Origin of the sequence: Streptomyces sp. B1866 (assembly GCF_031932565.1) — a bacterium.
In the GTDB taxonomy this organism is placed as follows: domain Bacteria; phylum Actinomycetota; class Actinomycetes; order Streptomycetales; family Streptomycetaceae; genus Streptomyces.
On record NZ_JAVSCF010000013.1, the window covers coordinates 18,737 to 43,294 of the forward strand.

General features: G+C 73.7%; 24 protein-coding genes. 13 read left to right on the forward strand and 11 right to left on the reverse strand.

Features of this window, described 5'->3' with window-relative positions; all coding sequences use genetic code 11:
• Nucleotides 1-152 precede the first annotated feature (152 nt).
• A complete protein-coding gene (locus RKE29_RS04105) occupies nucleotides 153-1,193 on the forward strand; it encodes a MurR/RpiR family transcriptional regulator (RefSeq protein WP_312003622.1) in 1,041 nt (346 codons plus the stop codon).
• Nucleotides 1,194-1,212: 19 nt separating this feature from the next.
• On the opposite strand, the gene RKE29_RS04110 is transcribed toward RKE29_RS04105, so the two are convergent.
• The 4 genes from RKE29_RS04110 to RKE29_RS04125 form a co-directional block, all read right to left on the reverse strand.
• Nucleotides 1,213-2,580: a diaminopimelate decarboxylase gene (locus RKE29_RS04110; protein WP_312003623.1), complete on the reverse strand. Its 1,368-nt coding sequence runs from the start codon at nucleotides 2,578-2,580 to the stop codon at nucleotides 1,213-1,215.
• 35 nt (nucleotides 2,581-2,615) lie between these two features.
• Nucleotides 2,616-3,116 carry a hypothetical protein gene (locus RKE29_RS04115; RefSeq protein ID WP_312003624.1) on the reverse strand — a complete coding sequence of 167 codons (501 nt, stop codon included), beginning with the start codon at nucleotides 3,114-3,116 and terminating at the stop codon, nucleotides 2,616-2,618.
• A complete protein-coding gene (locus RKE29_RS04120) occupies nucleotides 3,113-3,412 on the reverse strand; it encodes a hypothetical protein (protein WP_312003625.1) in 300 nt (99 codons plus the stop codon). The genes RKE29_RS04115 and RKE29_RS04120 overlap by 4 nt, the downstream gene beginning before the upstream one ends.
• 110 nt (nucleotides 3,413-3,522) lie before the next feature.
• The gene (locus RKE29_RS04125; protein WP_312003626.1) at nucleotides 3,523-3,900 is read right to left on the reverse strand and encodes a hypothetical protein; all 378 of its coding nucleotides are present in this window, start codon (nucleotides 3,898-3,900) and stop codon (nucleotides 3,523-3,525) included.
• Nucleotides 3,901-4,133: 233 nt separating this feature from the next.
• On the opposite strand from RKE29_RS04125, the gene RKE29_RS04130 reads away from it, so the two are divergent.
• Both RKE29_RS04130 and RKE29_RS04135 read left to right on the forward strand, forming a co-directional pair.
• Nucleotides 4,134-4,988 (forward strand): helix-turn-helix transcriptional regulator, encoded by an 855-nt coding sequence (locus RKE29_RS04130; protein ID WP_312003627.1) that lies wholly within the window; start codon nucleotides 4,134-4,136, stop codon nucleotides 4,986-4,988.
• 10 nt (nucleotides 4,989-4,998) lie between these two features.
• Nucleotides 4,999-5,199, forward strand: a complete 201-nt coding sequence (locus RKE29_RS04135; protein ID WP_312003649.1) for a DUF397 domain-containing protein — start codon at nucleotides 4,999-5,001, stop codon at nucleotides 5,197-5,199.
• 117 nt (nucleotides 5,200-5,316) lie between these two features.
• Here RKE29_RS04135 and RKE29_RS04140 read toward each other — a convergent pair whose 3' ends face one another.
• From RKE29_RS04140 to RKE29_RS04150, 3 genes are all read right to left on the reverse strand, one after another.
• Nucleotides 5,317-5,694: a hypothetical protein gene (locus tag RKE29_RS04140; RefSeq protein WP_312003628.1), complete on the reverse strand. Its 378-nt coding sequence runs from the start codon at nucleotides 5,692-5,694 to the stop codon at nucleotides 5,317-5,319.
• Between the two features lie 149 nt (nucleotides 5,695-5,843).
• The gene (locus tag RKE29_RS04145) at nucleotides 5,844-6,464 is read right to left on the reverse strand and encodes a GNAT family protein (RefSeq protein ID WP_312003629.1); all 621 of its coding nucleotides are present in this window, start codon (nucleotides 6,462-6,464) and stop codon (nucleotides 5,844-5,846) included.
• Between the two features lies 1 nt (nucleotide 6,465).
• Nucleotides 6,466-6,822 (reverse strand): lasso peptide biosynthesis B2 protein, encoded by a 357-nt coding sequence (locus tag RKE29_RS04150; RefSeq protein ID WP_312003650.1) that lies wholly within the window; start codon nucleotides 6,820-6,822, stop codon nucleotides 6,466-6,468.
• A gap of 211 nt (nucleotides 6,823-7,033) precedes the next feature.
• Between RKE29_RS04150 and hutU the strand changes: the two genes are divergently transcribed.
• The 4 genes from hutU to hutI all read left to right on the forward strand — a co-directional run bounded on the left by hutU (nucleotide 7,034) and on the right by hutI (nucleotide 13,968).
• Entirely contained in the window at nucleotides 7,034-8,785 is a 1,752-nt protein-coding gene (gene hutU, locus RKE29_RS04155; protein WP_312003630.1) for a urocanate hydratase, read from the forward strand.
• Nucleotides 8,786-9,165: 380 nt separating this feature from the next.
• On the forward strand, nucleotides 9,166-10,836 hold the full coding sequence (locus RKE29_RS04160) for a Zn-dependent hydrolase (protein WP_312003651.1): 1,671 nt from the start codon (nucleotides 9,166-9,168) through the stop codon (nucleotides 10,834-10,836).
• Complete coding sequence (locus tag RKE29_RS04165) at nucleotides 10,827-12,404, forward strand: formimidoylglutamate deiminase (protein ID WP_312003631.1); 1,578 nt, start codon at nucleotides 10,827-10,829, stop codon at nucleotides 12,402-12,404. The genes RKE29_RS04160 and RKE29_RS04165 overlap by 10 nt, the downstream gene beginning before the upstream one ends.
• 193 nt (nucleotides 12,405-12,597) lie before the next feature.
• Complete coding sequence (gene hutI, locus RKE29_RS04170) at nucleotides 12,598-13,968, forward strand: imidazolonepropionase (RefSeq protein ID WP_312003632.1); 1,371 nt, start codon at nucleotides 12,598-12,600, stop codon at nucleotides 13,966-13,968.
• Between the two features lie 43 nt (nucleotides 13,969-14,011).
• On the opposite strand, the gene RKE29_RS04175 is transcribed toward hutI, so the two are convergent.
• Complete coding sequence (locus tag RKE29_RS04175) at nucleotides 14,012-14,980, reverse strand: DUF6528 family protein (RefSeq protein WP_312003633.1); 969 nt, start codon at nucleotides 14,978-14,980, stop codon at nucleotides 14,012-14,014.
• A 273-nt stretch (nucleotides 14,981-15,253) separates the two neighbouring features.
• On the reverse strand, nucleotides 15,254-16,237 hold the full coding sequence (locus tag RKE29_RS04180) for an RNA polymerase sigma factor SigF (protein WP_312003652.1): 984 nt from the start codon (nucleotides 16,235-16,237) through the stop codon (nucleotides 15,254-15,256).
• Between the two features lie 282 nt (nucleotides 16,238-16,519).
• Here RKE29_RS04180 and RKE29_RS04185 point away from each other — a divergent pair, with 282 nt between their 5' ends.
• Nucleotides 16,520-16,888, forward strand: a complete 369-nt coding sequence (locus RKE29_RS04185) for an STAS domain-containing protein (RefSeq protein ID WP_312003634.1) — start codon at nucleotides 16,520-16,522, stop codon at nucleotides 16,886-16,888.
• Nucleotides 16,889-17,178: 290 nt separating this feature from the next.
• Nucleotides 17,179-17,667 (forward strand): ATP-binding protein, encoded by a 489-nt coding sequence (locus tag RKE29_RS04190; protein ID WP_312003635.1) that lies wholly within the window; start codon nucleotides 17,179-17,181, stop codon nucleotides 17,665-17,667.
• A gap of 118 nt (nucleotides 17,668-17,785) precedes the next feature.
• Here RKE29_RS04190 and RKE29_RS04195 read toward each other — a convergent pair whose 3' ends face one another.
• Nucleotides 17,786-19,318, reverse strand: a complete 1,533-nt coding sequence (locus tag RKE29_RS04195) for an oligopeptide:H+ symporter (protein WP_312003636.1) — start codon at nucleotides 19,316-19,318, stop codon at nucleotides 17,786-17,788.
• Nucleotides 19,319-19,680: 362 nt separating this feature from the next.
• Here RKE29_RS04195 and RKE29_RS04200 point away from each other — a divergent pair, with 362 nt between their 5' ends.
• Both RKE29_RS04200 and RKE29_RS04205 read left to right on the forward strand, forming a co-directional pair.
• Nucleotides 19,681-20,361, forward strand: a complete 681-nt coding sequence (locus tag RKE29_RS04200; protein ID WP_312003637.1) for a response regulator transcription factor — start codon at nucleotides 19,681-19,683, stop codon at nucleotides 20,359-20,361.
• Nucleotides 20,362-20,475: 114 nt separating this feature from the next.
• Nucleotides 20,476-21,729 (forward strand): ATP-binding protein, encoded by a 1,254-nt coding sequence (locus tag RKE29_RS04205; RefSeq protein ID WP_312003638.1) that lies wholly within the window; start codon nucleotides 20,476-20,478, stop codon nucleotides 21,727-21,729.
• 109 nt (nucleotides 21,730-21,838) lie between these two features.
• Here the strand turns inward: RKE29_RS04205 and RKE29_RS04210 are convergent, their stop codons facing one another.
• The gene (locus RKE29_RS04210; protein WP_312003639.1) at nucleotides 21,839-22,363 is read right to left on the reverse strand and encodes a GtrA family protein; all 525 of its coding nucleotides are present in this window, start codon (nucleotides 22,361-22,363) and stop codon (nucleotides 21,839-21,841) included.
• Nucleotides 22,364-22,625: 262 nt separating this feature from the next.
• Here RKE29_RS04210 and RKE29_RS04215 point away from each other — a divergent pair, with 262 nt between their 5' ends.
• Together RKE29_RS04215 and purE are read left to right on the forward strand one after the other, a co-directional pair.
• On the forward strand, nucleotides 22,626-23,822 hold the full coding sequence (locus RKE29_RS04215; protein ID WP_312003640.1) for a 5-(carboxyamino)imidazole ribonucleotide synthase: 1,197 nt from the start codon (nucleotides 22,626-22,628) through the stop codon (nucleotides 23,820-23,822).
• On the forward strand, nucleotides 23,819-24,358 hold the full coding sequence (purE, locus tag RKE29_RS04220) for a 5-(carboxyamino)imidazole ribonucleotide mutase (protein ID WP_312003641.1): 540 nt from the start codon (nucleotides 23,819-23,821) through the stop codon (nucleotides 24,356-24,358). Before RKE29_RS04215 ends, purE begins: the two co-directional genes overlap by 4 nt.
• Nucleotides 24,359-24,558: the final 200 nt, after the last annotated feature.

The following is a 24,558-nucleotide window of genomic DNA, read 5'->3' on the forward strand; positions in this document are numbered from 1 at the left end:
CGGCCGGGCGGGCGGCTGCCGTCTTTACGGGGGCGTGGCGGCCTCCGCCTGGGCTGCATATAGTCATGCAACGCCCCTGGGCCGTGAATATAACGGTCGGGGCGGCGCGTCGGGTGGCGCGCGTACGGCTGGGAGCGGGCCAGGAGGAAGCGATGGGCGGCACGCCGGACACACGGCCGGAGGGCCGGGAGCCGGAGCCCTCGGCGCGGCCGTCGACGGACACGGCGGGGCCGACGGCGATGACCGGGCCGACGGCGACGACGACCGACGAGCCGACGACGACCGACGAGCCGACGACGACCGACCGGGCGGCGACGACCGACCAGACGGCGACGACCGGCCAGACGGCGACGACCGGCCAGACGGTCGGCGCGGCCCGCCTACAGCGCCTCTTCGAGGGCCACCGGCTCACCCCCACCCAGCGCCGCATCGCCCACTGCATGGTGCGCCGGGCGGCGGACGCGCCGTTCCTGTCGAGCGTGGAACTGGCCGAGCTGGCCGGGGTCAGCCAGCCGTCCGTGACCCGCTTCGCGGTCGCCCTCGGCTTCGACGGCTACCCGGCCCTGCGCAGGCACCTGCGGGAGGTCCCGCCCGCCGCCGACCAGGCCCCGGAGGGCTCGTACAACGCGTACCAGCAGGCCGTACGCGCCGAGATCGACAACCTGCGCCACCTCGCGGCCCTGCTGGCCGACCCCGCCCCCGTCGTACGCGCGGGCCGGATGCTCGCCGCCTCCCGCCCGCTGCCCGTCCTCGGCCTGCGCGCCGCCGCCGCTCAGGCGGGCGGCTTCGCGTACTTCGCCCGCAAGGTGCACCCGGACGTGCGGCTGCTGGACGAGGGCGGCAGCATGCTCGCCGACCGCCTGGACGCCGCCGCCCGCGCGGGCGCCACCGCACTGCTGTGCTTCGCGCTACCGCGCCACCCGCGCGAGGTGGTCGACGCGCTGTCGTACGCGCGGGAGGCGGGCCTGACGGTGGTGACCGTGGCGGACAGCGCGTTCGCGCCGGTCGCCCGGCACAGCGACCTGCTGCTGCCCGCCGCCGTGGGCACCGGCCTCGCGTTCGACACCGCGTGCGCGCCGATGCTGCTGGGCCGGGTGCTGCTGGAGGCCATGTGCGACGCGGTGCCGGACGCGCAGGCGCGCATGGAGGAGTTCGACGCGCGGGCGGCGGAGCGGGGGCTGTTCGTGGAGTGAGCCGAATACGGGCGCCGGGTCAGACCAGCGCGGTGAGGTCCCCCGCGTGCCCGCCGCCGCTCTCCGCGACGATCTCCTCGACGGTCTGCTGCGCCCGTACGGTCGCGAAGCGGACCTCGCCGTCCGGCGCGACCGCATACCCGTAGACGCCGGGCCGGGGCAGGCTGTTGTACGCGAAGTGGTTGGAGAAGTAGTACGCGCCGGTGTCCAGCAGGCCCACCAGGTCGCCCGCCGCCAGCCGGGGCAGCGGCCGGTTCTCGGCGACCAGGTCGCCCGCGAAGCAGCACGGCCCCGCCACGTCCTGCGCCACCGGCCCCTCCGGCCCGTCCGCCCTGGGCGCGCCCTCCGCGTCGTACGCCGCCACCCGCAGCGGCCAGGACGCGGGCGCGAACACCGTGCGCGTGGCGAGCTGCGCGCCCGCGTGGGTGACGGCGATGGGCCGCCCGCCCGCCGACTTGGCGTACTCCACGCGGGCCAGCACCGTGCCCGCCTTGGCCAGCAGCGACCGGCCGAACTCGGTGACCAGCCCGTACCGCCCGTCCAGCAGGCCGGGCACGGTGGCGCGCAGCAGCTCGGCGTACGCGCGGTAGGTGGGCGTGGTCTCGTCGGAGGCGAAGTTCACGGGCAGGCCGCCGCCGATGTCGAGGGTGTCGATCTGCCGCCGTCCGGCCGCCGCGTTGACCTCCTCGGCCAGCTCGTACGCCGCCCGTACGCCCGCCGCCATCAGCTCCAGCGGGATGCCCTGCGAGCCGGTGTGGGTGTGCAGCCGGGTCAGCCAGGGCCGGTCCAGGAAGGCCCGCACGACCCACTCGCGCGCGCCCGGGTCGAGCAGCGCCACCCCGAACTTCGAGGTCGCCGTCGCCGTGCTGAGCGCGTCGATGCTGCCGCCGCCGACCTGCGGGTTGACGCGCAGGCCGAGCGGGGAGGCGGTGGGCCCGGCCGCCACGAGCGCGTCGAGGCGGGCCAGCTCCTGCGGGTTGTCGGCGTTGACCGCGACGCCCAGGTCCAGGGCCTCGCGCAACTCGGCGGGGGTCTTGGCGGGCGAGTCCAGCACGGTCCGCTCCGCCGGTACGCCCGCGGCGCGGGCCAGGGCCAGCTCGCCGGGGCTGGCCACCTCGCAGCCCAGGCCCTCGTCGGCGAGCAGCCGCAGTACGGGCACGAGGGCGGCGGCCTTGACGGCGAAGGCGTGCAGCACCGGCGTGCCGGGTGCCGCGACCGCCGCGAACGCCGCCCGCAGGTCGGCGGCCTGCGCCCGTACGGCCGCCACGTCGAGCAGCCCGAGGACGGGCTGGTCGGGGCCGATCAGCCCTTGGGCGACGGCGGCCCGTACGGCGCGGTCGCGGCGGTCGGCCAGGGAGGCGGCGGCCGTGGCCGGGTTGCCTGTCATGCGCACCCAGGGTACGGACCCGAACGGTGGTCGGCTCAGCGCAGCACGCGCTTGCCTGCCAGGAAACCGGCGATGTCCGGGACGGAGAGGACCCGTACGCCTTCGGGAGACCCCGCCAGAGCGTCCCGGTACGCTGCGAGATCGCGCGGGTCGGAGGTGACCAGGACCGCCTCGGCGTGCCGGGCCGCGATGACCACGGCCAGCGCGTCCACCGCGTCTGGCCGCTTCTCCTCGGGCAGCGCGGCCACGGCCAGCAGTCGGCCCGCCCGTTTGGCGTCCTCCTCGACGTGCCCGGCCTGGCAGACCCCGCAAGGCGGTGACTGCGGCGTGCGGGCGCCGAAGACGACGCACTGCGGAATGACGCGGGTCAGCGGCGTCCACCGGCCAGGTCGCCACGCCTGCGCCAGCACAGGCAGGGGAATGACCGGAGGGTGCGCGTACTCGCTGAGTACCGTGTGCAGGACGAGCGCCGACCTCTCCTGTCGTTCCAGGGCGATCAGCATCCCCGCGTCGTACACGAAGACCGTTGAGGTCACGCGGCCTCTTCCGCCGAGGGCGCCAAGGCCCTCGCCATTCCGGCGCGGGCGGCTTCCAACTCGGCCTCGTCGATCAACGGCTCGGCACCGGCGGGAGGCCGCATCGCCTCGGTGGCCGCGATCGCGGCGTCGACCTCCGCGAAGCGCTGCGCGACCAGCGCGTCCTCCGCCAGCTGGCGCCGTACGGACGCCGTGATGTAGGCCGACACGTCAAGGCCCATCGCTTCGGCGCGCTCTCTGAGCGCGGCGCGGACAGCCGGGTCCATGCTGATGCTGAAGCGCTCTTTGGCGGTCATGAGAGAATCGTAGCACGGTGTGTTACGGCGCTGGCGTGGACGGCGAGGAGTCCCCGGCCGTCCACGCACGTTGAGCGCGCGGCCGTGCGGTGTCGCGCGATGCGGCCCGCTCAGGCGGCAGCGGGCTCCGGCGCGGGCTGCTGGAGGTCGGCCGGGTCGGGCGCGGGGAGCCAGAGCAGCTTGGCCGAGACCGTGCCGTCCCCCTTCGGCCGGCTGTACCAGCACACCGCGCGGTCGGGCGACGCGAGGGTGAGACTCCCGGTGCCGTCAGCCCCGACCACCCGCACCGGCCCGTCCTCGAAGGCCATGCCCCAGGCCGCGACGGCGGCGTCGTTCACCCCCGGCTCCACCTCGTACTCCTGGACGATGACGAAGAAGCGGGGCGCGAGCGCGACGACGAGGCCGCGCAGCTCCTCGTCGTAGGTCTCCGGGGAGATCTCCCAGGGGGTCAGGTTCGGGGCGGCGGGCTGAGTGGTCGGTGTCTCCATGCGGACCTCCGCGAGGTGTCGGGCCTCCTGCGGGCATGCCGGGGGCAGGGCAGGAGGGATGGAGGGCGGCAGTACGCTGCCGAATGGCCGCCGTCACTGTGTGACGAGCGTGACACGCACAGTACGCCACAACCTTGCGGCGCCACAAGATTGTGGCGATGGCTCGTTGGAATCTGGTTGGATCGGTGCGGCGTGCGCCTGGCAGGCTGTCAGGGGCGAGGAGGGAGGGATGCATGGCGCTGAGGAGTCATCCCACGGCGCGTCAGGAGCGGCTGGGCGCCGAGCTGCGCAAGATGCGCGAGGCGGCGGGCATGACCGCCCGCGAGGCTGCCGACCGGGTCGGAACGACTGCGGCGCAGATGAGTCACATGGAAGCGGGGCGGACGGGCGTCAGCGAGGAACGGCTGCGGCGGATGGCCGCTGAGTACGCCTGCTTCGATGGGGCGTTGATCGATGAGTTGGTCGCGATGGCCACCGACCGTGGCAAGGGGTGGTGGGAGAAGTATCGCGGGGTCCTGCCTCACGCGGCTCTGGACCTTGCCGAGCTGGAACATCACGCCGCCTACCTCCGCATGTTCGAGGCGGCCTATGTGCCGGGTCTGCTGCAAACCGAGGCATACGTCCGTGCTCTCTTCGCCTACGGTCTTTCTGAGTCGTCGCCGCAGGACCTCGCGCCCCGAGTGTCCTTTCGGCTACAGCGCCGGGATGTCCTGGATCGGGACCCAGTGCTCCCGTGGGAGGTGCTCATCCACGAAGCTGCCCTCCGAACCCGGGTCGCCGACCGGAAGGTCCAGCGGGAGCAGCTTGCGTTTATCCTGGAACGGTCCGATCACCCGCACGTCACCGTTCGGGTCGTCCCCTTCGATGTCGACGGGTTCGGTGGTGCCGGGAACTCCATGCTCTACGTGGGCGGACCGGTGCCCGAACTGGACACTGTGCGGCTCGACGCTTCCTGGCCCGCCCCATTGCAGATCGACGCGAAGTCCCAGCTCGTGAGATACCGATTGCTCCTTGACAAGGTGGTGCGGTTCTCCTTGTCGGCGGGAGAGTCCCGTGATTTCATTCGCCGTGTCGCACAGGAAATTTGAAGGTAAAGATATGCTCGGTCCGATTGTTTGGCGTAAGTCTTCGTTCTCCGGTCATGACGTGATCGATCATTGTATCGAACTCGCTGCCGCTGGCGGACGTATCAAGCTACGGGAGAGCGACACTCCGGCCGAGGTCATCATCACCACCCCCGCCCGGCTCCGGGAGTTCATAAGCGCGGTCAAGTCCGGCCAGCTCGACCACCTCACCTGAGTCCCGGGCCGCGCAGGGACGACCCGTTTCCCGTTCCCTCGACCGGAGGCGCTGACCCTCCGAGCATGAGGAAGGCCCGCGGCGCGCCGCCGTGGGCCTTCCTCATACCGCCAAAAGCTAGGCGAATACCTTCTTCCAGGCCATCCCGCCGAAGATGAACACGAAGAACACATAGCCGGTGTACAGGGCCCAGATCAGCAACAGTCCGCCCCACTCGCCCCACGTCGTGGCCACCCCCACCACGGTGAACAGCGCCAGAAGAGCAAACGCCAGCCCGGCTCCCGGCCAAAAGTCGGAGCGCAGACCGTCATAGTGCCGGAAGGCCGCCACCACGCCGACGACCTCACCGGCCACCAGCAGCGGCACCAGCGCCATCCGGGTACCGAACGTCAAGAACAGCCCGTCCGACTCCTGCGAGAACCCCAGCAGTATGGTCGTCGCCGTAGCGAGCAGCCACGGCACCACGGCCACCCAGACGACCAGCGGAAGCACCACACGCCTGACCGGCATCTCAGTACACCCTTTGACAGTAGGGATCACGAAACGCACCCTACCCCGCCCCGTCACAACGCAAGGTGCCCGCAAGCGACTGCCATCCGGTACCCGAAAGACCGGGCTGATACGCTCACGCGGGATCCCGTTCCTTACGGCCGAGGCTCGCCGAGTTGCGGCTTGAGCACCGATGGGCCGGGGAAGTCCTCTGGGATGGCATCCATGAACACGTGGTCCACGACTTCCCCAAGCCAGTAACCAGAGTTCCGGCGTCGGCCGATCAAGGCGAATCCGGCCTTTTCGTAGGCGCGGATTCCAGCCGTATTCGGGGCCAGTACCGAAAGATAGATATTCCGCAGGTTGGTGATGTGGAAGCCGTAGTCCAGTGTCAGGCGGATCGCCTCGGTTGCCAGACCTCTTCCCCGCCCCTCCTCGCCGAGGAGAATGACGAGTTCGCCAGTCCGCGTCCTGTTGTCCACAATGATGTTGCTCATCCCGATCGGGACAGGACGCTCGCCGGTGACATCGTAGATCGTGAAGTACGGGTTCCCGTCCCTCGACTGACTCGTGAACACGTCGTCCCGGGTCTCGACAGCTTCCGGGTACTGCTGCCCGTAGCCGAGCAGCGCACGCGGGTCCGTTTCCCAGCGCCAGTACACGGGTACCAGGCGGCGGACGTACGGGCCCAGTGCGACCTCGTCGCCGCGCAGCCACCAGCCGGGCGCGGCCGTATCGTTGTTTTCAGTGCTGATTGTGCTGTCTCCGTTTCTCATATCAGATCGTACGAAGCGGGGTGTAGCGCGTAATGGACTCCGGTTCGGCGACAGGCTGACCGCCGACCTGAACCCATGCGTGCAGACGTATCGGATCACCCGCCACGCCGTGGCACCACGTAACGCGTTCGCGGGAGGCGGCCAGGGTCACAACAGCGGCGGCCGACTCCTCAAGGCACGCCACCCGGCCGGGAACCAGCACAGCGGCCTGTCGAACGGCGTGGACCGCCTGGCGCGCGCGACCGACAGTAGCCGGACGGACTGTCCGTCGTGGAGGGCCGGATTCGACGCCGTCACGGCCGTGGTTGTACCGCCTCCCGATGGAAAGCCGGTGGGAACGCTTCTCGTGCGCGCCCAGGCGGCGGGCGGAACCGGGTGAGGGCGGCCCCCGGGCCGCTCAACGGGTCGGCGTCCTGGACGGTCGGGGCACCGGCGTCCGCCGTGGCCGGACCTGTGGAGAGGAGAGAGTGCCTGCCCATGTTGACTGAGTGTATTCAGCGTTGAAGTATGTGAATATGTTGATCCAGTAGCGGGATCGGCCCGGCGGTGGCAGGAAGGCGGACGTCTCAATGTCAGGACCGCGACCCGTGCGGGCCCCGCGCGGCACGGAGCTCAGCGCGCGGGGCTGGCCGCAGGAGGCCGCGCTGCGCATGCTCCAGAACAACCTCGACCCGGAGGTCGCCGAGCACCCCGACGAGCTGGTCGTCTACGGCGGTACGGGCAAGGCGGCGCGCGACTGGCGTTCGTACGACGCGCTGGTGCGGACCCTGCGCACGCTCGGGTCCGACGAGACGCTGCTCGTGCAGTCCGGGCGTCCGGTGGGGGTGATGCGGACGCACGAGTGGGCCCCGCGCGTGCTGATCGCCAACTCCAACCTGGTCGGCGACTGGGCCACCTGGGAGGAGTTCCGGCGGCTTGAGGCGCTGGGCCTGACCATGTACGGGCAGATGACCGCGGGTTCGTGGATCTACATCGGCACGCAGGGCATCCTCCAGGGCACGTACGAGACGTTCGCGGCCGTGGCGGCGAAGCGGTTCGGCGGGAGCCTGGCCGGGACGATCACGCTGACGGCCGGGCTCGGCGGCATGGGCGGCGCGCAGCCGCTCGCGGTGACCATGAACGGCGGCGTCGCCGTCTGCGTCGACTGCGACCCGCGCGCCATCGAGCGGCGCATCGGCCACGGCTACCTCGACCTGCGCGCCGACTCCGCCGACCACGCCCTGCGGCTCGCCGTGGCCGCGCGCGACGAGCGCCGGGCCCTGTCGGTCGGCGTGCTGGGCAACGCGGCCGAACTGCTGCCGCGGCTGCTCGCGTCCGGCGCGCCCGTGGACATCGTCACCGACCAGACCAGCGCCCACGATCCGCTGTCGTACCTGCCGGTGGGCGTGGCGCACGCCGACATGGCGGCGTACGCGGCGGCCAAGCCCGCCGAGTTCACGCGGCGGGCCCGCGAGTCCATGGCCGCGCACGTGGAAGCCATGGTCGGGTTCCAGGACGCGGGCGCGGAGGTCTTCGACTACGGCAACTCGCTGCGCGGCGAGGCGAAGCTGGCGGGCTACGCGCGGGCGTTCGACTACCCCGGCTTCGTGCCCGCCTACATCCGGCCGCTGTTCTGCGAGGGGAAGGGGCCGTTCCGGTGGGCGGCGCTGTCCGGGGACCCGCGCGACATCGCGGCCACCGACCGGGCCGTCCTCGACCTGTTCCCGGAGAACGCGTCGCTGGCGCGCTGGATCCGGCTGGCCGGGGAGCGGGTGCGCTTCCAGGGGCTGCCCGCGCGGATCTGCTGGCTCGGCTACGGCGAGCGGGACCGGGCGGGCGAGCGGTTCAACGCCATGGTCGCCGACGGCACGCTCGCAGCGCCGCTCGTCATCGGACGGGACCACCTGGACTGCGGTTCGGTGGCCTCGCCGTACCGGGAGACGGAGGCGATGCGCGACGGCTCCGACGCCATCGCCGACTGGCCGCTGCTGAACGCCATGGTCAACGTCGCCTCCGGCGCCTCCTGGGTGTCGATCCACCACGGCGGCGGCGTGGGCATGGGCCGCTCGCTGCACGCGGGGCAGGTCACGGTCGCCGACGGCACGCCGCTGGCGGGCGAGAAGATCCGCCGCGTGCTGACGAACGACCCGGGCATGGGCGTCATCCGGCACGTCGACGCGGGCTACGAGCGGGCGGAGGCGGTGGCGGGGGAGCGCGGGGTGCGGGTCCCGATGCGCGAGGACGGCCCGGCGCCGCCGGGGGCCGATCCGGCCGGGGTACGGGCGGTTCCGCCCGGCCCGGACCGGGAAGGCCGCGGGCCCGTCCTGGGCGGGACGGCGTGACCGGCGACCGGGGCGCCGCCGACGCCCAGACCGCCGGAGCGCCGCCCGGTGGTGGCTGCGGACAGGAGCCGGGCGCGGGGCCCGGTGCCGGTACGGGCGTGGGCGGCGGCGACAAGGGCCCGGGGAACGGCCCGGCCCCGGCGGCTGCGGACTCCTCGCGCCCCGAAGGTTCCCGCTCGGCGGGTGAGCGGGCCGGGAACGGAGCAGGCGCGCAGCCCCGAAGGTCCGCGGCCGCCCGGCCCGCCGGTGGCGCGGGCGGCAGCGGCCCGGGCGGGGTGGACCGCGGCCGGGACTCGGCGGACCGCCCGGGCCCGGAGGCCGACAGCCGGGCCGGGCACGGCGGCGGTGCGGGGAGCGCGGGGGCTGCCTCCTTCCGCGCCATGTGGCGCGAGCTGCTGCCCATCGGCCGGAACGCCGACACCGGCGGCTACCGGCGGTACGCGTGGACGGAGGCGGACGCCGGGTGCCGGGCCTGGTTCCGGGCGCAGGCCGAGGCGCGCGGGCTGCGCTACGAGACGGACCGCAACGGCAACCAGTGGGCCTGGCTCGGCGACCCGGACGCCGGAGACGCCGTGGTGACCGGCTCCCACCTCGACTCGGTGCCCGACGGCGGCGCCTTCGACGGACCCCTCGGCGTCGTCTCCGCCTTCGCCGCGCTGGACGAGCTGCGCGTCCGGGGCGCCCGGCCGAGCAGGCCGCTGGCCGTGGTCAACTTCGGCGACGAGGAGGGCGCCCGCTTCGGGCTCGCCTGCGTCGGCTCCCGGCTCGCCGCCGGACAGCTCGAACCCGAGCGGGCGCGGGCCCTGCGCGACGCCGACGGGATCACCCTGGCGCAGGCGATGAAGCGCGCCGGGTACGACCCGGACGCCATCGGCCCCGACCCGGAGCGGCTGGCCCGCATCGGCGCGTTCGTGGAGCTGCACCTGGAGCAGGGCCGCACGCTGGCCACCCTGCCCGACGAGGGCGAGGGCCCGGCGCCTGGCGGCCCGGGAGCGGCCACCTGGCCGGACGGGTCCGGTCGGCCGGGGGACGGCCTGGCTGAAGCAGCCGCAGCCGGATCCGGGCGCGATTCCGGGGCGGAGGGCCCGGGAACGGCGCGCCGCCCGGGCCTCGGAGCCGAGGCGGGGCCGGGGGCCGGGACGGGCAGCGCGGGCGCCGGGCGGCACCCGGGCCCCGGGACAGCCCCCGGCACCGCGGCCGGAGCCGCCGAGGCCGCCGGAACCCCGGGAACCGCCGGAGCCGCCCCCGGCGCCGAGGCCGCCGGACCCGCCGGGATCTCCGGACCCGCCGGGACGGCCGGTGCCGCCGTCCCCGCCGGGCCTGCCGGGGCCCAGGTCGGGGCCCGGGCCGCCGGGACCGCCGGACCCGCCGGGACCGGCAGCGCGGGCGCCGGAACCCCCGGAGCCCCCGCCCCCGCCAGGACCCGGGCCCCGGCCGGACAGGCCGTGGGCGTCGCCTCCGCCATCTGGCCGCACGGCCGATGGCGCTTCGACTTCCACGGCGAGGCCAACCACGCCGGGACCACCCGGATCGACGACCGCCGCGACCCGATGCTCACCTACGCCACCACCGTGCTGGCCGCGCGTAAGAAGGCCCGCCTCGCCGGGGCCCTCGCGACCTTCGGCAAGGTCGCCGTCGAGCCGAACGGCGTCAACGCCATTCCCTCCCTCGTACGCGGCTGGCTGGACTGCCGGGCGCCGGACGAGGAGACCCTGGCCGCCGTGGTCGCCGCGATCGAGCAGGCCGCGGCCGAGCGGGGGCGCCGAGACGGTGTGGCCGTCCGGGTCACCCGGGAGTCCTTCACGCCCGTGACCGACTTCGCCCACGGCCTGCGCGACCGGCTCGCCGTGCTCCTCGGCGGGGCTCCCGTCCTCCCCACCGGAGCGGGCCACGACGCGGGCATTTTGTCGGCATCCGTCCCAACTGCGATGCTGTTTGTAAGGAACCCCACCGGCGTGTCCCACTCGCCCGCCGAGTCGGCTGACGAGGACGACTGCCTCGCCGGGGTGACCGCACTTGCCGACGTACTGGAGGCGCTGGCGTGTCGCTGACGGCGCAGACCTACTGGGCGGAGCACGCGTGGCTCGACGGCGCCGTGGAACGGGGCGTGGTGATCGTCACCCGGTCCGACGGGCGGATCGCGGCCGTACGGACCGGCGCCTCCGGCCCGCCCGTCGGCGGCGTCGAACTGCGCGGCCTGACCATCCCCGGCCTGGCCAACGCGCACAGCCACGCCTTCCACCGCGCCCTGCGCGGCACCGTCCAGGGCGCGGCCGCCGGGCCCGCGCGGGGCGGGGAGGACGGCCGGGACACCTCCGCACCAGGGCCGGGCGCCCCCGCGGGCGGCGTCTACGCGGGCGGCGCGGCCGACGGCGGTGCGAAGGCGGTCGGGCCCGAGGCCGGGCCGGGCGCGGGTGGGCAGGGATCCGGCGCGCCGGGACCTGGGGCGCCGGGCCTCCTCGGGCCGGGCCCCGTCCCCGTGGGCGGGCGGCGGGCCCCGGGTTCCTTCTGGGCCTGGCGGCAGGTGATGTACGCCGTCGCCGACGCCCTCACCCCCGAGAGCTACTTCGCGCTGGCCCGCGCCGCCTACGCCGAGATGGCCATGGCCGGGATCACCTGTGTGGGTGAGTTCCACTACCTGCACCACCCGCCCGGCGGCGGGCGCTACGACGACCCGAACACCATGGGCAAGGCCCTGATCGCGGCCGCCGCCGCAGCCGGCATCCGCATCACCCTCCTCGACACCTGCTACCTCTCCTCCGGTTTCGGCGCCGCTCCCGACCGGCACCAGCTCCGCTTCTCCGACGGCACCGCCGACGCCTGGGCCGAGCGCGCCGACGCGCTCCGCGGCGACGGCAACACCCGGGTCGGCGCCGCCGTGCACTCCGTGCGCGCCGTGCCCGCCGACCAGCTCGCCACCGTCGCCGCCTGGGCCGCCCGGCGATCCGCCCCGCTGCACGTCCACCTGTCCGAGCAGACCGCCGAGAACGACGCCTGCGTCGAGGCCCACGGCTTCACCCCCGCGCGGCTGCTCGCCGACCACGGCGTGCTGGGCGAGCGCACGACCGCCGTGCACGCCACGCACCTCACCCCCGGCGACATCCGGCTGCTGGGCGAGTCGGCCACCGGCGTGTGCGTGTGCCCGACCACCGAGCGGGACCTGGCCGACGGCATCGGCCCCGCCGCCGAACTCCGGCGGGCCGGATCCGCGCTGTGCCTGGGCAGCGACAGCCACGCGGTCGTGGACCTCCTGGAAGAGGCCCGGGCCCTGGAGCTGGACGAACGACTGCGCACCCGGGCCCGCGGCCACTGGACGGCGGCCGAGCTGCTGCACGCCGCCACCGCGGCCGGGCACGCCGCCCTGGGCTGGGGCGACGACGCGGGCCGGATCGCCCCGGGAGCGCTCGCCGACTTCACGACCGTCGCGCTGGACTCGGTCCGCACCGCCGGGCCGCCGCCGGGACTGGAGGTCGAGACGGCGGTGTTCGCGGCGACCAGCGCGGACGTGCGGCATACGGTGGTCGGCGGCCGCCACGTCGTACGGGACGGCAGACACCAGCTCGTGCCGCGCGTCCCCGAGGCGCTGGCCGAGGCCGTGGCGGCCGTGCGCGGCGCCTGAGGGCCCGGAGCGGCGGGCCGGCCGACGGTCCCGTAAGCGGCCCGGGCGCCCCGGGCGACGGCGGTCCCCGGAGCGACGGCGGAACCGCGCGACGGCGGCCCCCGACGGCCGCACCCCGCACCGGTGACGCCCCCCGCGCGACGGCAGCGGCGAAGGAGAAGCAAAAGCAGAAGGAGAAGGGGAGGACACCGGGATGAGGTCCCAGGAACCGGGCCGTGAGCAGGGCCGCGACCCGTCGGCGGCGGCCTCCGCCCCGCCTCCGGCCGGCTCCGGCCCGGGCCCGGCCGCCCAGAGGCCCGCCACGGCCGCGGAAACCGCCGCGCCCGCCACCCCCCCGAACGCCGCCGCCACCGCCTCCGCGACCTCGGGCCATCCGGCCGCCACAGCTGCCGCCACCACGAGCACCCTCGTCACCAACATCGCCGCACTCGTCACCAACGACCCCTCCCTGGGCGCGGGCCCCCTCGGTCTGATCCAGGACGCGGCCGTCGTCATCGACGGCGACCGCATCGCCTGGGTCGGTACGACAAGCAAAGCACCCGTCACTGACAGTCACCTCGACGCCGCCGGTCGCGCCGCCGTCCCCGGCTTCGTCGACTCCCACTCCCACCTGGTCTTCGCCGGCGACCGCGCCGAGGAGTTCGCCGCCCGTATGGCCGGTCGGCCGTACGCGGCCGGAGGCATCCGCACCACGGTCGCGGCCACCCGGGCGGCCGGTGACGACGCGCTGCGCCGCACCGTGGCCCGGTACGTCCGCGAGGCCCTGCTCCAGGGCACCACCACCATCGAGATCAAGTCCGGCTACGGCCTCACCGCCGAGGACGAGGCCCGCTCGCTGCGCGCCGCCGCCGCTCACACCGACGAGCTGACCTTTCTCGGCGCCCACGTGGTGCCGCCCGAGTACGCCGCCGATCCCGGCGCGTACGTCGGCCTGGTCACCGGTCCGATGCTCGACGCCTGCGCGCCCCACGCCCGCTGGATCGACGTCTTCTGCGAGGCCGGAGCCTTCGACGGCGACCAGGCCCGCGCGGTCCTCGCCGCGGGAGCCGCGCGCGGCCTGGGCCTGCGCGTGCACGCCAACCAGCTGTCCGCCGGCCCCGGCGTGCGGCTGGCCGTGGAACTGGGCGCCGCCTCGGCCGACCACTGCACCCACCTCACCGACGCCGACGTCGACGCCCTGGCCCAGGGCGACACCGTCGCGACCCTGCTGCCCGGCGCCGAGTTCTCCACCCGCTCGCCCTACGCGGACGCGCGCCGCCTGCTGGACGCGGGCGTCACCGTGGCGGTCTCGCCCGACTGCAACCCGGGGACGTCCTTCACCAGCTCCATGCCCTTCTGTATCGCGCTGGCCGTGCGCGAGACGCGGATGACCCCGGACGAGGCCCTGTGGGCGGCCACCGCGGGCGGGGCGGCGGCCCTGCGCCGCCAGGACGTCGGCCGCGTCAGCCCCGGCGCCCGGGCCGACCTGGTGCTGCTCGACGCCCCGAGCCACACGCACCTGGCCTACCGGCCCGGCGTGCCCCTGGTCGCGGCCGTCTGGCGCGGCGGCGTCCGCCGCATCTGAGCGGGCCGCGCCCGCCGCGCCCTTCCGACACCGGCGGCGCGGCTCAATGGAAGGCGGGAGTCCACAGCCGCGCCCGGGTGAACACCGCCCCCGGTCGCGTACGGCCGAACAGCGGCCTGCCGTGCCCGTCCAGGAAGTCCACGGTGGGCGAGCCCCACCCGTGCGGCGGCCTGCCCTCGGCCCGCACCCGCACCCGTATGCCGCTGGGCTGGCTCACGTACGACGCCACCCCCCGCCCGGCGTCCACCTCCCGGCAGGTCATCGTCGCGAGGTCCAGCCGGTACACGCCGGACGTGCCGGTGAGCCACAGCGCGTCCTCGTCCCCGTACACGGGCTGGAGGTCGCGGCCCGCGTCCGGCAGCTCGACCGTGCCGGTCGCCGTCAGCTTGGTGGCCTCGCCGCGGCCGGTGACCCGGTAGCACAGCAGCCTGCCGTCGCCCAGCGCCCACAGGCTGGTGCGCCTCGGGTCGTACAGCACCCCGCGCGCGCCGGGCAGGGGCACGGCCCTGAACGGAGCCGTGTGCGACGCTCCCGCGTACAGCCGCAGGCTGCCGGCGCCGCCGCAGGCGGTGACCAGGACGCCGCCGGCCAGCCGCTCGACGGCGAGCGGCGGCTCGCCGGGCGGCTCCAGGGCCTGCCAGACGACCCGCTTCGTGGCCTGCCGCACCATCGCCGCGCGGCCGCAGGCCATGGCGACCAGGACCACCGTGCCGTACGCCTGCGTGGCGCGCACCCGCACGTCCGCCAGCTCGCCCCACCGCGGCCCGCCCTCGCCCGCGCGCGGTGCGCTCCAGCGCCACTTGACGGCCGCGCCCGTGCTCCAGTCCTCGGCCTGGTCCAGGACGAGGATCTCGTTGCGCACGCGCTCGGTCGTCACCACGTAGTGATTCCGGGCGGCCGGGGCCCCCGCGCGCGGCGGCGCGCCGGGCCGCAGCGGCGCGGCACCCCGCTGGGCCGGCACCCGGTGGGGCCCCGCCGCGCGGCGCGGCAGCGCCTGGAACTCGTGCGTCATGCCGGTCCCCCGTCCCCCCTGCGTCCACCGGCCCGGTGGCCGGTACTTGTCACAGGTCAAACGGGTGGCGCTGGCGGGCGAGTTCCCGGCCGGGGCGTTCCCGCCGAAAGCGTGCAGGGTACGCGCCCCGGTGCTACCGGCGGGGACAGGCCCCGGGCTACCGGCGGGGACAGGCCGCCGGGCGGGCGTCCGGTACGGCCCGGCGGGCGCCCGGCGCCGTCCGCCGCGCGGCCCGGGCGCCGACGCCGTCCTCGTGCTCCTCCTGTCCTCGGCTCACTCCTCGACCATCAGCCCCTTGCGGAGCCGGGTGAGTGTCCGGGACAGCAGCCGGGAGACGTGCATCTGGGAGATGCCGAGCTCCTCGCCGATCTCCGACTGGGTCATGTTCGCCACGAACCGCAGTGACAGTATCTTCCGGTCGCGCGGCGGCAGCTCGGCGATGAGCGGCTTCAGCGACTCGACATACTCGATGCCTTCCAGGCCGTGGTCCTCGTAGCCGATGCGGTCGGCCAGCGCGCCCTCGCTGTCGTCCTCCTCCGGCTGGGCGTCCAGCGAGCTGGCGGTGTACGCGTTGCTCGCGGCCATGCCCTCGACGACCTCCTCGGGCGTGATGCCCAGCCGCTCGGCCAGCTCGGCGACGGTGGGCGCCCGGTCCAGCCGCTGGGCCAGCTCGTCGCCCGCCTTGGCCAGGTCCAGCCGCAGCTCCTGGAGGCGCCGTGGCACCCGCACCGACCAGCTGGTGTCGCGGAAGAAGCGCTTGATCTCACCGACGATGGTCGGCATGGCGAACGTGGGGAACTCCACGCCGCGGCTCAGCTCGAAGCGGTCGATGGCCTTGATAAGGCCGATGGTGCCCACCTGGATGATGTCCTCCATCGGCTCGCTGCGGGAGCGGAACCGGGAGGCGGCGAACTTCACCAGGGCGAGGTTCAGCTCGACCAGCGTGTTGCGCACGTACGCGTACTCGTGCGTGCCTTCTTCCAGGACGGTCAGGCGGGCGAAGAGGGTCTTGGACAGCGCCCGGGCGTCCATGGGACCGATCTCGTCGGGTGCCGGGATCTCGGGAAGGCCGGGCAGGGCCGCCAGCTCGGTCGGATCCGCCGACTCGGGCAGGTCGTCCGCCGCGGGCAGCGGGCCCCGCGGCGCACAGCCGCCCCACGCCTCCCAGTCGCCCGTGCCCTGGTCCTGAACAACACAGACGTCCGACGAGGTTTCGGCACGCGATTCGTCGAGCTGGGGTGACATGCTGTCCTCCATCATTCTCGGCAACGGCTACCGATGCCATCGACCTTGCTGCCCTGGGCGGCGCCTTTCGAGACCGGGCATCCTTCCCCCCGTTACCGGGCCATCCTTCCCCCTACCCCATCTACGCCTACTCGCACTCCCCCCAAAATGGCAAGCCCTTGGTATTGATATGGGACGGTTTGTGCATTTCGTTTGGGTACCGAACCTTCTGGCGAGGGCGTAGGGTTCTTGGCGCGCTGTCGACAGCACAGCAGCACAGCACAGCAGCGACGAGACACCAGAAGAGGTGCGCCCATGGACCGCGGCACAGTCGGCAGTGCCAGCAAGGGCCGGCTTGAGGTCGGGGTCGGCCACCACGGCGTGAGCGCCGTCCTGACGCCCGCGGGAGAGCTCGACCACCACACGGCCGCGCTGCTGAGGGAGCCGCTGGAGCAGTGCCTGGCGGACGGGCGGACGCGGGTGGTCGTGGACTGCTCCGCGCTGGAGTTCTGCGATTCCACCGGGCTGAACGTGCTGCTCGCCGCGCGGCTGAAGGCGGAGGCGGCGGGCGGCTCGGTCCACCTGGTCGGCATGCGTCCCGCGGTGGCGCGCGTGTTCACCATCACCGGCGCGGAGACCGTCTTCACGGTGCACGAGACGCTGGACCAGGCTCTCGTGGAGTGAACGTTACCTCTGGTGTTACCGGAGCGTGACCCGCGCGTCTGCTCCGTCTTGCCCGCCTGGTGCGATCCATCCCCAAGTGGTTGGTGTTCCCACGCCCGGGACGGGCAGGAGACAGGCTGAAACCGTCCGAGAGATCACACCGGCCATCGAAAGAGGTCCCACGGCCCCGGTCCCGTCCGTTCGTCGGCAGGAGCTTGAGCGCCCCTCGGCTCCCGCCCGCTTCCGACATGCCTGACAAACAGACGTCCGTCAAACATTCCACATCGGTGAATCGGTGAGGTGAAGCGCTGATGAGCACCACCCGCCCGTACCCACCGGGCGACCCCGGCCCCGAGCCGGACGGCGGTGCCGCCTCCGCCAGGCCGCCCGTGGGGGAGGTCCGCAGGCTCCAGCTCGTCGGGGCCAGCGGGGCCGTACCCCGCGCCCGCGACTTCACCCGCGAGGCGCTGCGCGACTGGGGGTGGCTGCCCGCGGCAACGGCCGACCAGCGGGCGGCGGCCGAGGACGCCCTGCTCGTGGTCTCCGAGCTGGTCACGAACGCGTGCCTGCACGCGGGCGGCCCCGAGGAACTGCGCGTCAGCCACGCCGCCAAGGTGCTGCGCCTGGAGGTCGTCGACCTCGGCGGCGGTACGCCCGCCCCGCGCGTGCCGCACCGGGCGGGGCGGCCGGGCGGGCACGGCATGTTCATCGTCCAGCGGCTGTGTCTGGACTGGGGCGTCGTCCGCCATGCCGACGGGACCGGCAAGACCGTATGGGCGGAGATGGCCGCGCCCGCGTGACGCCTGGCGCCCCAGGCGTCACGCGAGCACGGCCAGACTCAGCCGACGCGCACACGGCGCGGGCCGGGCCCCGGCAGGGACCGCCCCCCCGGCGCGGACCAGCCCGAAGGCGGCGGCCTCAGTGCACGTCGCCCATCATCTGTACGACCCTGCGGCGGTACGTCCAGACCGCCATCCCCGCGAGCGTGGCCGCCGTCGCCTCCAGCGCGATGACCCCCTCGCCGCTCATGTCGACGCCCGCGATCGACAGCAGGCCCGTGGTGCAGTCACCGGCCGTGACGGCCAGGAACCACACGCCCATCATCTGGCTCGCGTACTTCGCCGGCGCCATCTTCGTGGTCACCGACAGGCCGACCGGGGACAGGCACAGCTCGCCCATGGTCTGGACGCCGTACATCGCCACCAGCCAGCCCGGGCTGACCGCCGTGCCGTCCGAGGCCATCGACATGGGGACGATGAACAGGAAGAACGAGGCGCCGATCAGCACCAGCGCCGCGGTGAACTTCTGCATCGTCCCCGGCTCCCGGCCCCGCCGCGCCAGGGCCAGCCACATCGTGGCGAAGACCGGGGCCAGGGCCATCACCCACAGCGGGTTCACCGACTGGAACCACGAGGACGGGAAGTGGATGCCGAAGACCGAGTCCGCCGTCTTGGTCTCGGCGAACGCGGACATGGTCGAGCCGCCCTGGTCGTAGATCATCCAGAAGACGGCCGCGGCCACGAAGATCCAGATGTAGGCGCTGACCCTGGCCTGCTCGGCCGCGGACAGGTCCCGGTCGCGCTTGATGCGCACCAGCACCGCGGTGGGGATCAGCAGGCCGGCGACGGTGATCGGGATCAGCGCCCAGTTGAGGGTGAAGTGCCCGCTCCAGGTGACCGCGGTGTAGAAGACCGCGGCGACGGCCAGCCACGCCAGGCCCCGTCGCAGCCACATGCGCCGCTCCTCGGCGGCCAGCGGGGTCGGCACGACGCTGCTGACCGGGTTGAGGTGGCGGGTGCCGACGAGGAACGCGATCAGGCCCAGGCCCATGCCGATGGCCGCCATCGCGAAGCCGAGGTGCCAGCTCACCTCCTGGCCCACCGTGCCGATGGTCAGCGGGGCGGCGAAGGCGCCGATGTTGATGCCGATGTAGAAGATCGTGAAGCCGCCGTCCCGGCGCGGGTCCTGCGGGCCGTTGTAGAGCTGTCCGACCATCGTGGAGATGTTGGACTTCAGCAGCCCCGAGCCGAGGGCGACCAGCCCCAGGCCGGCGAAGAACGGGCCCTGGCCGGGCAGGGCCAGCGCCAGGTGGCCGGACATGATCACGCCCGCCGCGACGGCCACCGTCTTGCGCGGCCCCCACACCCGGTCGCCGAACCAGCCGCCCGGCATGGCCAGCAGGTACACCGTGGCCACGTACACCGAGTAGATGGCCACCGCGTCGCCCTCGGACATCCCGAGGCCGCCGCCCTGGCTGCCGTGCTTGGCGTCCGGGCCGCCCGAGATCAGGTACAGCACGAGCAGGGCGCGCATGCCGTAATAGCTGAAGCGCTCCCACATCTCGGTCAGGAAGAGGGGGGCCAGGCCGATGGGATGGCCGAAGAAGGTCCTGCCGCCGGGCGCAGGGGTCTCCTGGCCGGCCGCGTCGCCCTTGGTGAGGCTGGACGCCATAGTGGTTCCTCGGATGCGTCGGCACGGGACGCGGCAGCGCGTACGGCGGCGTACGAACGGGGCGCGTCCGTGTGGGGGGTGGCGGTGGCGGTGGCGCCGGCCCGCAGGGAGCGGGGGGTCACCCGCCTCCGGCGGCCACGGACGCACCGGAAACCTCCGGCGCCGTGCGGAACCGAAGGTCTCAAAATGAGTTTTACAGACGTTCTCCTGGACGATACCGTCTCTGCCAAGTCGTTGTCTCCGCGTGTAGATAACGCCTCGGGTGAGAGATGGATCACGATCGGGACACGTGACTTCCCGTGTTCCCCACGCGGCTGCCTGTGCGCTCCGCGGGCATATCCCCTCGGACTACCATCGCCTCCATGACCCGAGTACTGCTCGCCGAGGATGACGCTTCCATCTCGGAGCCGCTGGCCCGCGCCCTGCGTCGCGAAGGGTACGAGGTCGAGGTGCGCGAGGACGGACCGACTGCGCTGGACGCGGGTCTCCAGGGCGGCGTCGACCTCCTCGTCCTGGACCTGGGCCTGCCGGGCATGGACGGCCTGGAGGTCTGCCGACGGCTGCGCACCGAGGGCCACGGCTTCCCGGTGCTCGTGCTCACCGCCCGCGCCGACGAGGTGGACACCGTCGTCGGCCTGGACGCGGGCGCCGACGACTACGTGACCAAGCCCTTCCGGCTGGCGGAGCTGCTGGCGCGGGTACGGGCGCTGCTGCGCCGCGGCGCCGTGGAGACCCACGCGCAGGCCCCGGCCACCCACGGCGTGCGCATCGACGTCGAGTCGCACCGCGCGTGGATGGGCGAGGAGGAGCTTCAGCTCACCGCCAAGGAGTTCGACCTGCTGCGGGTGCTGGTGCGGGACGCGGGCCGGGTCGTCACCCGCGACCAGCTGATGCGCGAGGTCTGGGACACCACGTGGTGGTCGTCCACCAAGACCCTGGACATGCACATCTCCTGGCTGCGCAAGAAGCTGGGCGACGACGCCGCCAACCCCCGCTACATCGCGACCGTACGGGGTGTGGGCTTCCGATTCGAGAAGAACTAGTCACCGCCGGGCCGGCGGGACCGGCTGCCGGGGAACGGGGGCACGGCCGCGCCGCACCGGGCCCCGGGCCGTGACCCGGAGCCGCTCGACCCCCGGACCCCCCAAGGACGCACTATGCGCCGTCGCCTGATCAACTCCACGCTCGCCGTGGTGCTCGTCGTCATCGCCGTCTTCGGCATCTCGCTGGTCATCGTGGAGACGCGCACCATCGAGAACAGCGCGCGCGAGAGCGTGGACTCCGACGCGCTGCGCCTGGTGAGCATCGTCGACAGCAGGCTGGTCGGCCGCGAGGGCGTCAGCTCGCGCGTGCTGCGCGACCAGATCGGGCACGGCCGGTACGCGCGGATCGACATCCCCGGCCAGCCCCCGGTGGAGATCGGCGTGCGCCCCACCGGCGGCGTGATCTCCACCGAGGAGAAGGGCGACCAGGGCGAGACCGTACGGGTCGAGGCGTCGCACTCCACGGTGAGCCGCGAGATCGGCCGCACCATGCTGGTCATCCTCGCGGTCGCGCTGCTGGCCGTGCTGGCCGCGGTCGCCCTCGCCGTACGGCAGGCGCACCGGCTCACCGCGCCGCTCACCGACCTCGCCGAGACCGCCGAACGGCTCGGATCGGGCGATCCGCGGCCCCGGCACCGCCGCTACGGCGTGCCCGAGCTGGACCGGGTCGCGGACGTGCTCGACGCGAGCGCCGAGCGGATCGCGCGCATGCTGACCGCCGAGCGGCGGCTCGCGGCCGACGCGTCCCACCAGTTGCGCACGCCGCTGACCGCGCTGTCGATGCGCCTGGAGGAGATCACGCTCACCGACGACCCGGAGACCGTCAAGGAGGAGGCGACCATCGCGCTGGGCCAGGTCGAGCGGCTGACCGACGTCGTCCAGCGGCTGCTCACCAACTCCCGCGACCCGCGCTCCGGCTCCGCCGTCACCTTCGACCTGGACGAGGTCGTCAAGCAGCAACTGGAGGAGTGGCGTCCGGCCTCGCGCAGCGAGGGCCGCGCCCTCGTGCGCTCGGGCACGCAGCGGCTGCGGGCGGTGGGCACGCCGGGCGCGGTGGCCCAGGTCATCGCCACACTGATCGAGAACTCGCTGATGCACGGCGACGGAACCGTCTCGCTGCGCACGCGCGTCACCGGCAACCAGGCGGTCGTGGAGGTCTCCGACGAGGGTCCCGGCGTGCCGCCCGACCTCGGGGCGCGGGTCTTCGAGCGGACGGTCAGCGGCCGGAACTCCACCGGGCTCGGCCTCGCGGTGGCCCGCGACCTGGCGGAGGCGGACGGGGGGCGGCTGGAACTGCTCCAGCAGCGGCCGCCGGTGTTCGCGCTGTTCCTGAGCCGGGAGGCGGAGGACTGGAAGTCCGGCGGCTGAGGCGGCGCGGGACGGCCGAGCGCCGCGGGGAAAAGCCGTATGAGTCAAGCCGGGCCGGTCAGATCAGGCGGTCGGCACGGATTCCCCGGAAGTGACGATGAGAAATCGATCAGTTGCTGGCCGTACGTGAAGCCTGGGCTTCGATCTCGGCCTCGGTAAGAAAGGATTCAGCGGCCTCGACGGCCTCCCGCGCGGGAATCGCGCGGAACACCCAGGTCCGGTAGGACCAGAAGCGGAAGAGGGTGGCGACGCCGATTCCGAGGAACTTGAAGATGTTGCTCTGCAGCGAACCGTCCCAGCCGAACCCGTACGTGGCCGTGAACAGCACGCCGTTTTCGATCACCAGGCCGATGGCGCTGAACAGCAGGAACAGCCCCATCTCCTTGGTGCGGCCGCTCTTGTCCCGGTCCCGGTAGGTGAAGTACCGGAACCCCACGTAGTTGAAGGCGATGGCGACCACGGTCGCCACGACGCTCGCCCGCACCACCGGCAGGTCCGTGGTGTGCCGGACCAGGTTGAAGGTGACGAGGTTGACCAGCAGCCCCGCCCCGCCCACGGCGCCGAACTTCGCGATTTCCCGGGTCAGCTGCTGCGTGCGCGCGCGCAGCGAGCTCGATGTACGCCATTCACTCATCGTGCGCGCTCAGCCCCGTCCGTGGTTGGTGTGATGGATGTGTGTTGTTGGTCAGCACAACACGGTCATGCTAACGGGGGCCTCGGCGGTCCGCCTCCGCACCTGCGAGACAAGAGGCCCGGACGCAGCTGTCCGTTCCCGCCAATCCAAACCGTTTTGCCGCCGTGACGGACGTCACGCGTCCGTCAACGCTCCGGCCGCACCGCACCGTCCCGCGGGGCGGGCGGCCACGGCACATTCGGGTCCCCGATACCCTGGCAAGGTGACATTTCCGGTAGTCGGCATGGTCGGCGGCGGCCAGCTCGCCCGCATGACCCACGAGGCGGGCATCGCCCTGGGTATCCGTTTCAGGCTGCTCAGCGCCTCTCCTCAGGAGTCGGCGGCCCAGGTGGTCCGCGACGTCGTCGTCGGCGACCACCGCGACCTGGACGCGCTGCGCGCCTTCGCCCGCGACTGCGACGTGGTCACCTTCGACCACGAGCACGTACCTCAGGAGCACCTGCGGGCCCTGGAGGCCGAGGGCGTGGTGCTGCGGCCCGGGCCCGACGCGCTGCGGTACGCGCAGGACAAGGGCGCGATGCGGGCCAGGCTGACCGAGATCGGCGTGCCGTGCCCGCGGCACCGCGTCGTCGCCGACCCGGCCGACGTCGCCCGCTTCGCCGCGGAAGGCGCCGCGGAGGGCGCCGCGGAAGGCGCCGCGGACCCCGCGGAGGGCGCCGCCGGGGGCCGGGGCTTCCCCGTCGTGCTGAAGACCGTGCGCGGCGGCTACGACGGCAAGGGCGTCTGGCTGGTCCGCGACGAGCGGGAGGCCGCCGAGCCGTTCCGCGCCGGGGTGCCGGTCCTGGCCGAGGAGAAGGTCGACTTCGCCCGCGAGCTGGCCGCCAACGTCGTACGGTCCCCGCACGGCCAGGCCGTGGCCTACCCGGTCGTGGAGTCCGTCCAGGTCGACGGCGTGTGCGACACCGTCGTCGCGCCGGCCCCCGGCCTGCCGGGCGAGCTGTCGGCCCGCGCGCAGGAGCTGGCGCTGACCATCGCGCGCGAGCTGGGCGTCGTCGGGCACCTCGCGGTCGAGCTGTTCGAGACCCGGGACGGCCGCCTGCTGGTCAACGAGCTGGCCATGCGCCCGCACAACTCCGGCCACTGGACCCAGGACGGCGCGGTCACCTCCCAGTTCGCCAACCACGTGCGCGCCGTGCTCGACCTGCCGCTCGGCGACCCGCGCCCGCGCGCCCCGTGGACGGTGATGACGAACGTCCTGGGCGGCGACTACCCCGACATGTACCAGGCGTACCTGCACTGCATGGCCCGCGACCCGGCGCTGAAGATCCACATGTACGGCAAGGACGTGAAGCCGGGCCGCAAGGTCGGCCACGTCACCACCTACGGCGCCGACCTGGCCGAGGTGCGCGAGCGCGCCCGGCACGCCGCCGACTACCTGCGAGGGACCATCACCGAATGACCAGCGCCGCCGCCGGCCCCGTGGTCGGCATCGTCATGGGCTCCGACTCCGACTGGCCCGTCATGGAGGACGCGGCCAAGGCCCTGGACGAGTTCGAGATCCCGTACGAGGTGGACGTGGTCTCCGCCCACCGCATGCCGCGCGAGATGGTCGCCTACGGCGAGGAGGCGGCCGGCCGCGGACTCAAGGCGGTCATCGCGGGCGCGGGCGGCGCCGCGCACCTGCCCGGCATGCTCGCCTCGGTCACCCCGCTGCCGGTGATCGGCGTGCCGGTGCCGCTGAAGTACCTCGACGGCATGGACTCGCTGCTGTCCATCGTGCAGATGCCCGCGGGCGTGCCCGTCGCCACCGTGTCGGTCGCCGGGGCCCGCAACGCCGGCCTGCTGGCCGCCCGGATGCTCGCGGCGCACGACCCCGCCCTGCTGGAGCGCATGCGCGACTTCCAGCGCGAGCTGAACGAGCAGGCGGCCGAGAAGGGCAGGCGGCTGCGCGCCAAGACGCGGAGCGCGGGCGGCTTCGGCTTCGGCGGCGCCTGACCCGTACGCCCGGACCCGTACGCCCGGACCCGTACGCCTGGGCCCGTACGCCTGGCCCGTACGCCTGGGCCCGTACGCCTGAGGACGGCCGCCTGCCACGCGGGCGTGCCCGTCGTCCCGCGCGTACGGGCGGCTGTCCCGCGCGTGCGGGCGGTACCCGGCGTCCGGGCGGCTCTGTGGCGGCTGTCCCGCGCGTGCGG

What these genes read in the sequence shown, in the direction of transcription:
- RKE29_RS04105 (WP_312003622.1), top strand. Translation starts at nt 153, where the DNA reads ATGGGCGGCACGCCGGACACACGGCCGGAGGGCCGGGAGCCGGAGCCC.
- RKE29_RS04110 (WP_312003623.1), bottom strand. Translation starts at nt 2,580, where the DNA reads ATGACAGGCAACCCGGCCACGGCCGCCGCCTCCCTGGCCGACCGCCGC.
- RKE29_RS04120 (WP_312003625.1), bottom strand. Translation starts at nt 3,412, where the DNA reads ATGACCGCCAAAGAGCGCTTCAGCATCAGCATGGACCCGGCTGTCCGC.
- RKE29_RS04125 (WP_312003626.1), bottom strand. Translation starts at nt 3,900, where the DNA reads ATGGAGACACCGACCACTCAGCCCGCCGCCCCGAACCTGACCCCCTGG.
- RKE29_RS04130 (WP_312003627.1), top strand. Translation starts at nt 4,134, where the DNA reads ATGGCGCTGAGGAGTCATCCCACGGCGCGTCAGGAGCGGCTGGGCGCC.
- RKE29_RS04135 (WP_312003649.1), top strand. Translation starts at nt 4,999, where the DNA reads ATGCTCGGTCCGATTGTTTGGCGTAAGTCTTCGTTCTCCGGTCATGAC.
- RKE29_RS04145 (WP_312003629.1), bottom strand. Translation starts at nt 6,464, where the DNA reads ATGAGAAACGGAGACAGCACAATCAGCACTGAAAACAACGATACGGCC.
- hutU (WP_312003630.1), top strand. Translation starts at nt 7,034, where the DNA reads ATGTCAGGACCGCGACCCGTGCGGGCCCCGCGCGGCACGGAGCTCAGC.
- RKE29_RS04160 (WP_312003651.1), top strand. Translation starts at nt 9,166, where the DNA reads ATGTGGCGCGAGCTGCTGCCCATCGGCCGGAACGCCGACACCGGCGGC.
- hutI (WP_312003632.1), top strand. Translation starts at nt 12,598, where the DNA reads ATGAGGTCCCAGGAACCGGGCCGTGAGCAGGGCCGCGACCCGTCGGCG.
- RKE29_RS04175 (WP_312003633.1), bottom strand. Translation starts at nt 14,980, where the DNA reads ATGACGCACGAGTTCCAGGCGCTGCCGCGCCGCGCGGCGGGGCCCCAC.
- RKE29_RS04180 (WP_312003652.1), bottom strand. Translation starts at nt 16,237, where the DNA reads ATGGAGGACAGCATGTCACCCCAGCTCGACGAATCGCGTGCCGAAACC.
- RKE29_RS04185 (WP_312003634.1), top strand. Translation starts at nt 16,520, where the DNA reads ATGGACCGCGGCACAGTCGGCAGTGCCAGCAAGGGCCGGCTTGAGGTC.
- RKE29_RS04190 (WP_312003635.1), top strand. Translation starts at nt 17,179, where the DNA reads ATGAGCACCACCCGCCCGTACCCACCGGGCGACCCCGGCCCCGAGCCG.
- RKE29_RS04195 (WP_312003636.1), bottom strand. Translation starts at nt 19,318, where the DNA reads ATGGCGTCCAGCCTCACCAAGGGCGACGCGGCCGGCCAGGAGACCCCT.
- RKE29_RS04200 (WP_312003637.1), top strand. Translation starts at nt 19,681, where the DNA reads ATGACCCGAGTACTGCTCGCCGAGGATGACGCTTCCATCTCGGAGCCG.
- RKE29_RS04205 (WP_312003638.1), top strand. Translation starts at nt 20,476, where the DNA reads ATGCGCCGTCGCCTGATCAACTCCACGCTCGCCGTGGTGCTCGTCGTC.
- RKE29_RS04210 (WP_312003639.1), bottom strand. Translation starts at nt 22,363, where the DNA reads ATGAGTGAATGGCGTACATCGAGCTCGCTGCGCGCGCGCACGCAGCAG.
- purE (WP_312003641.1), top strand. Translation starts at nt 23,819, where the DNA reads ATGACCAGCGCCGCCGCCGGCCCCGTGGTCGGCATCGTCATGGGCTCC.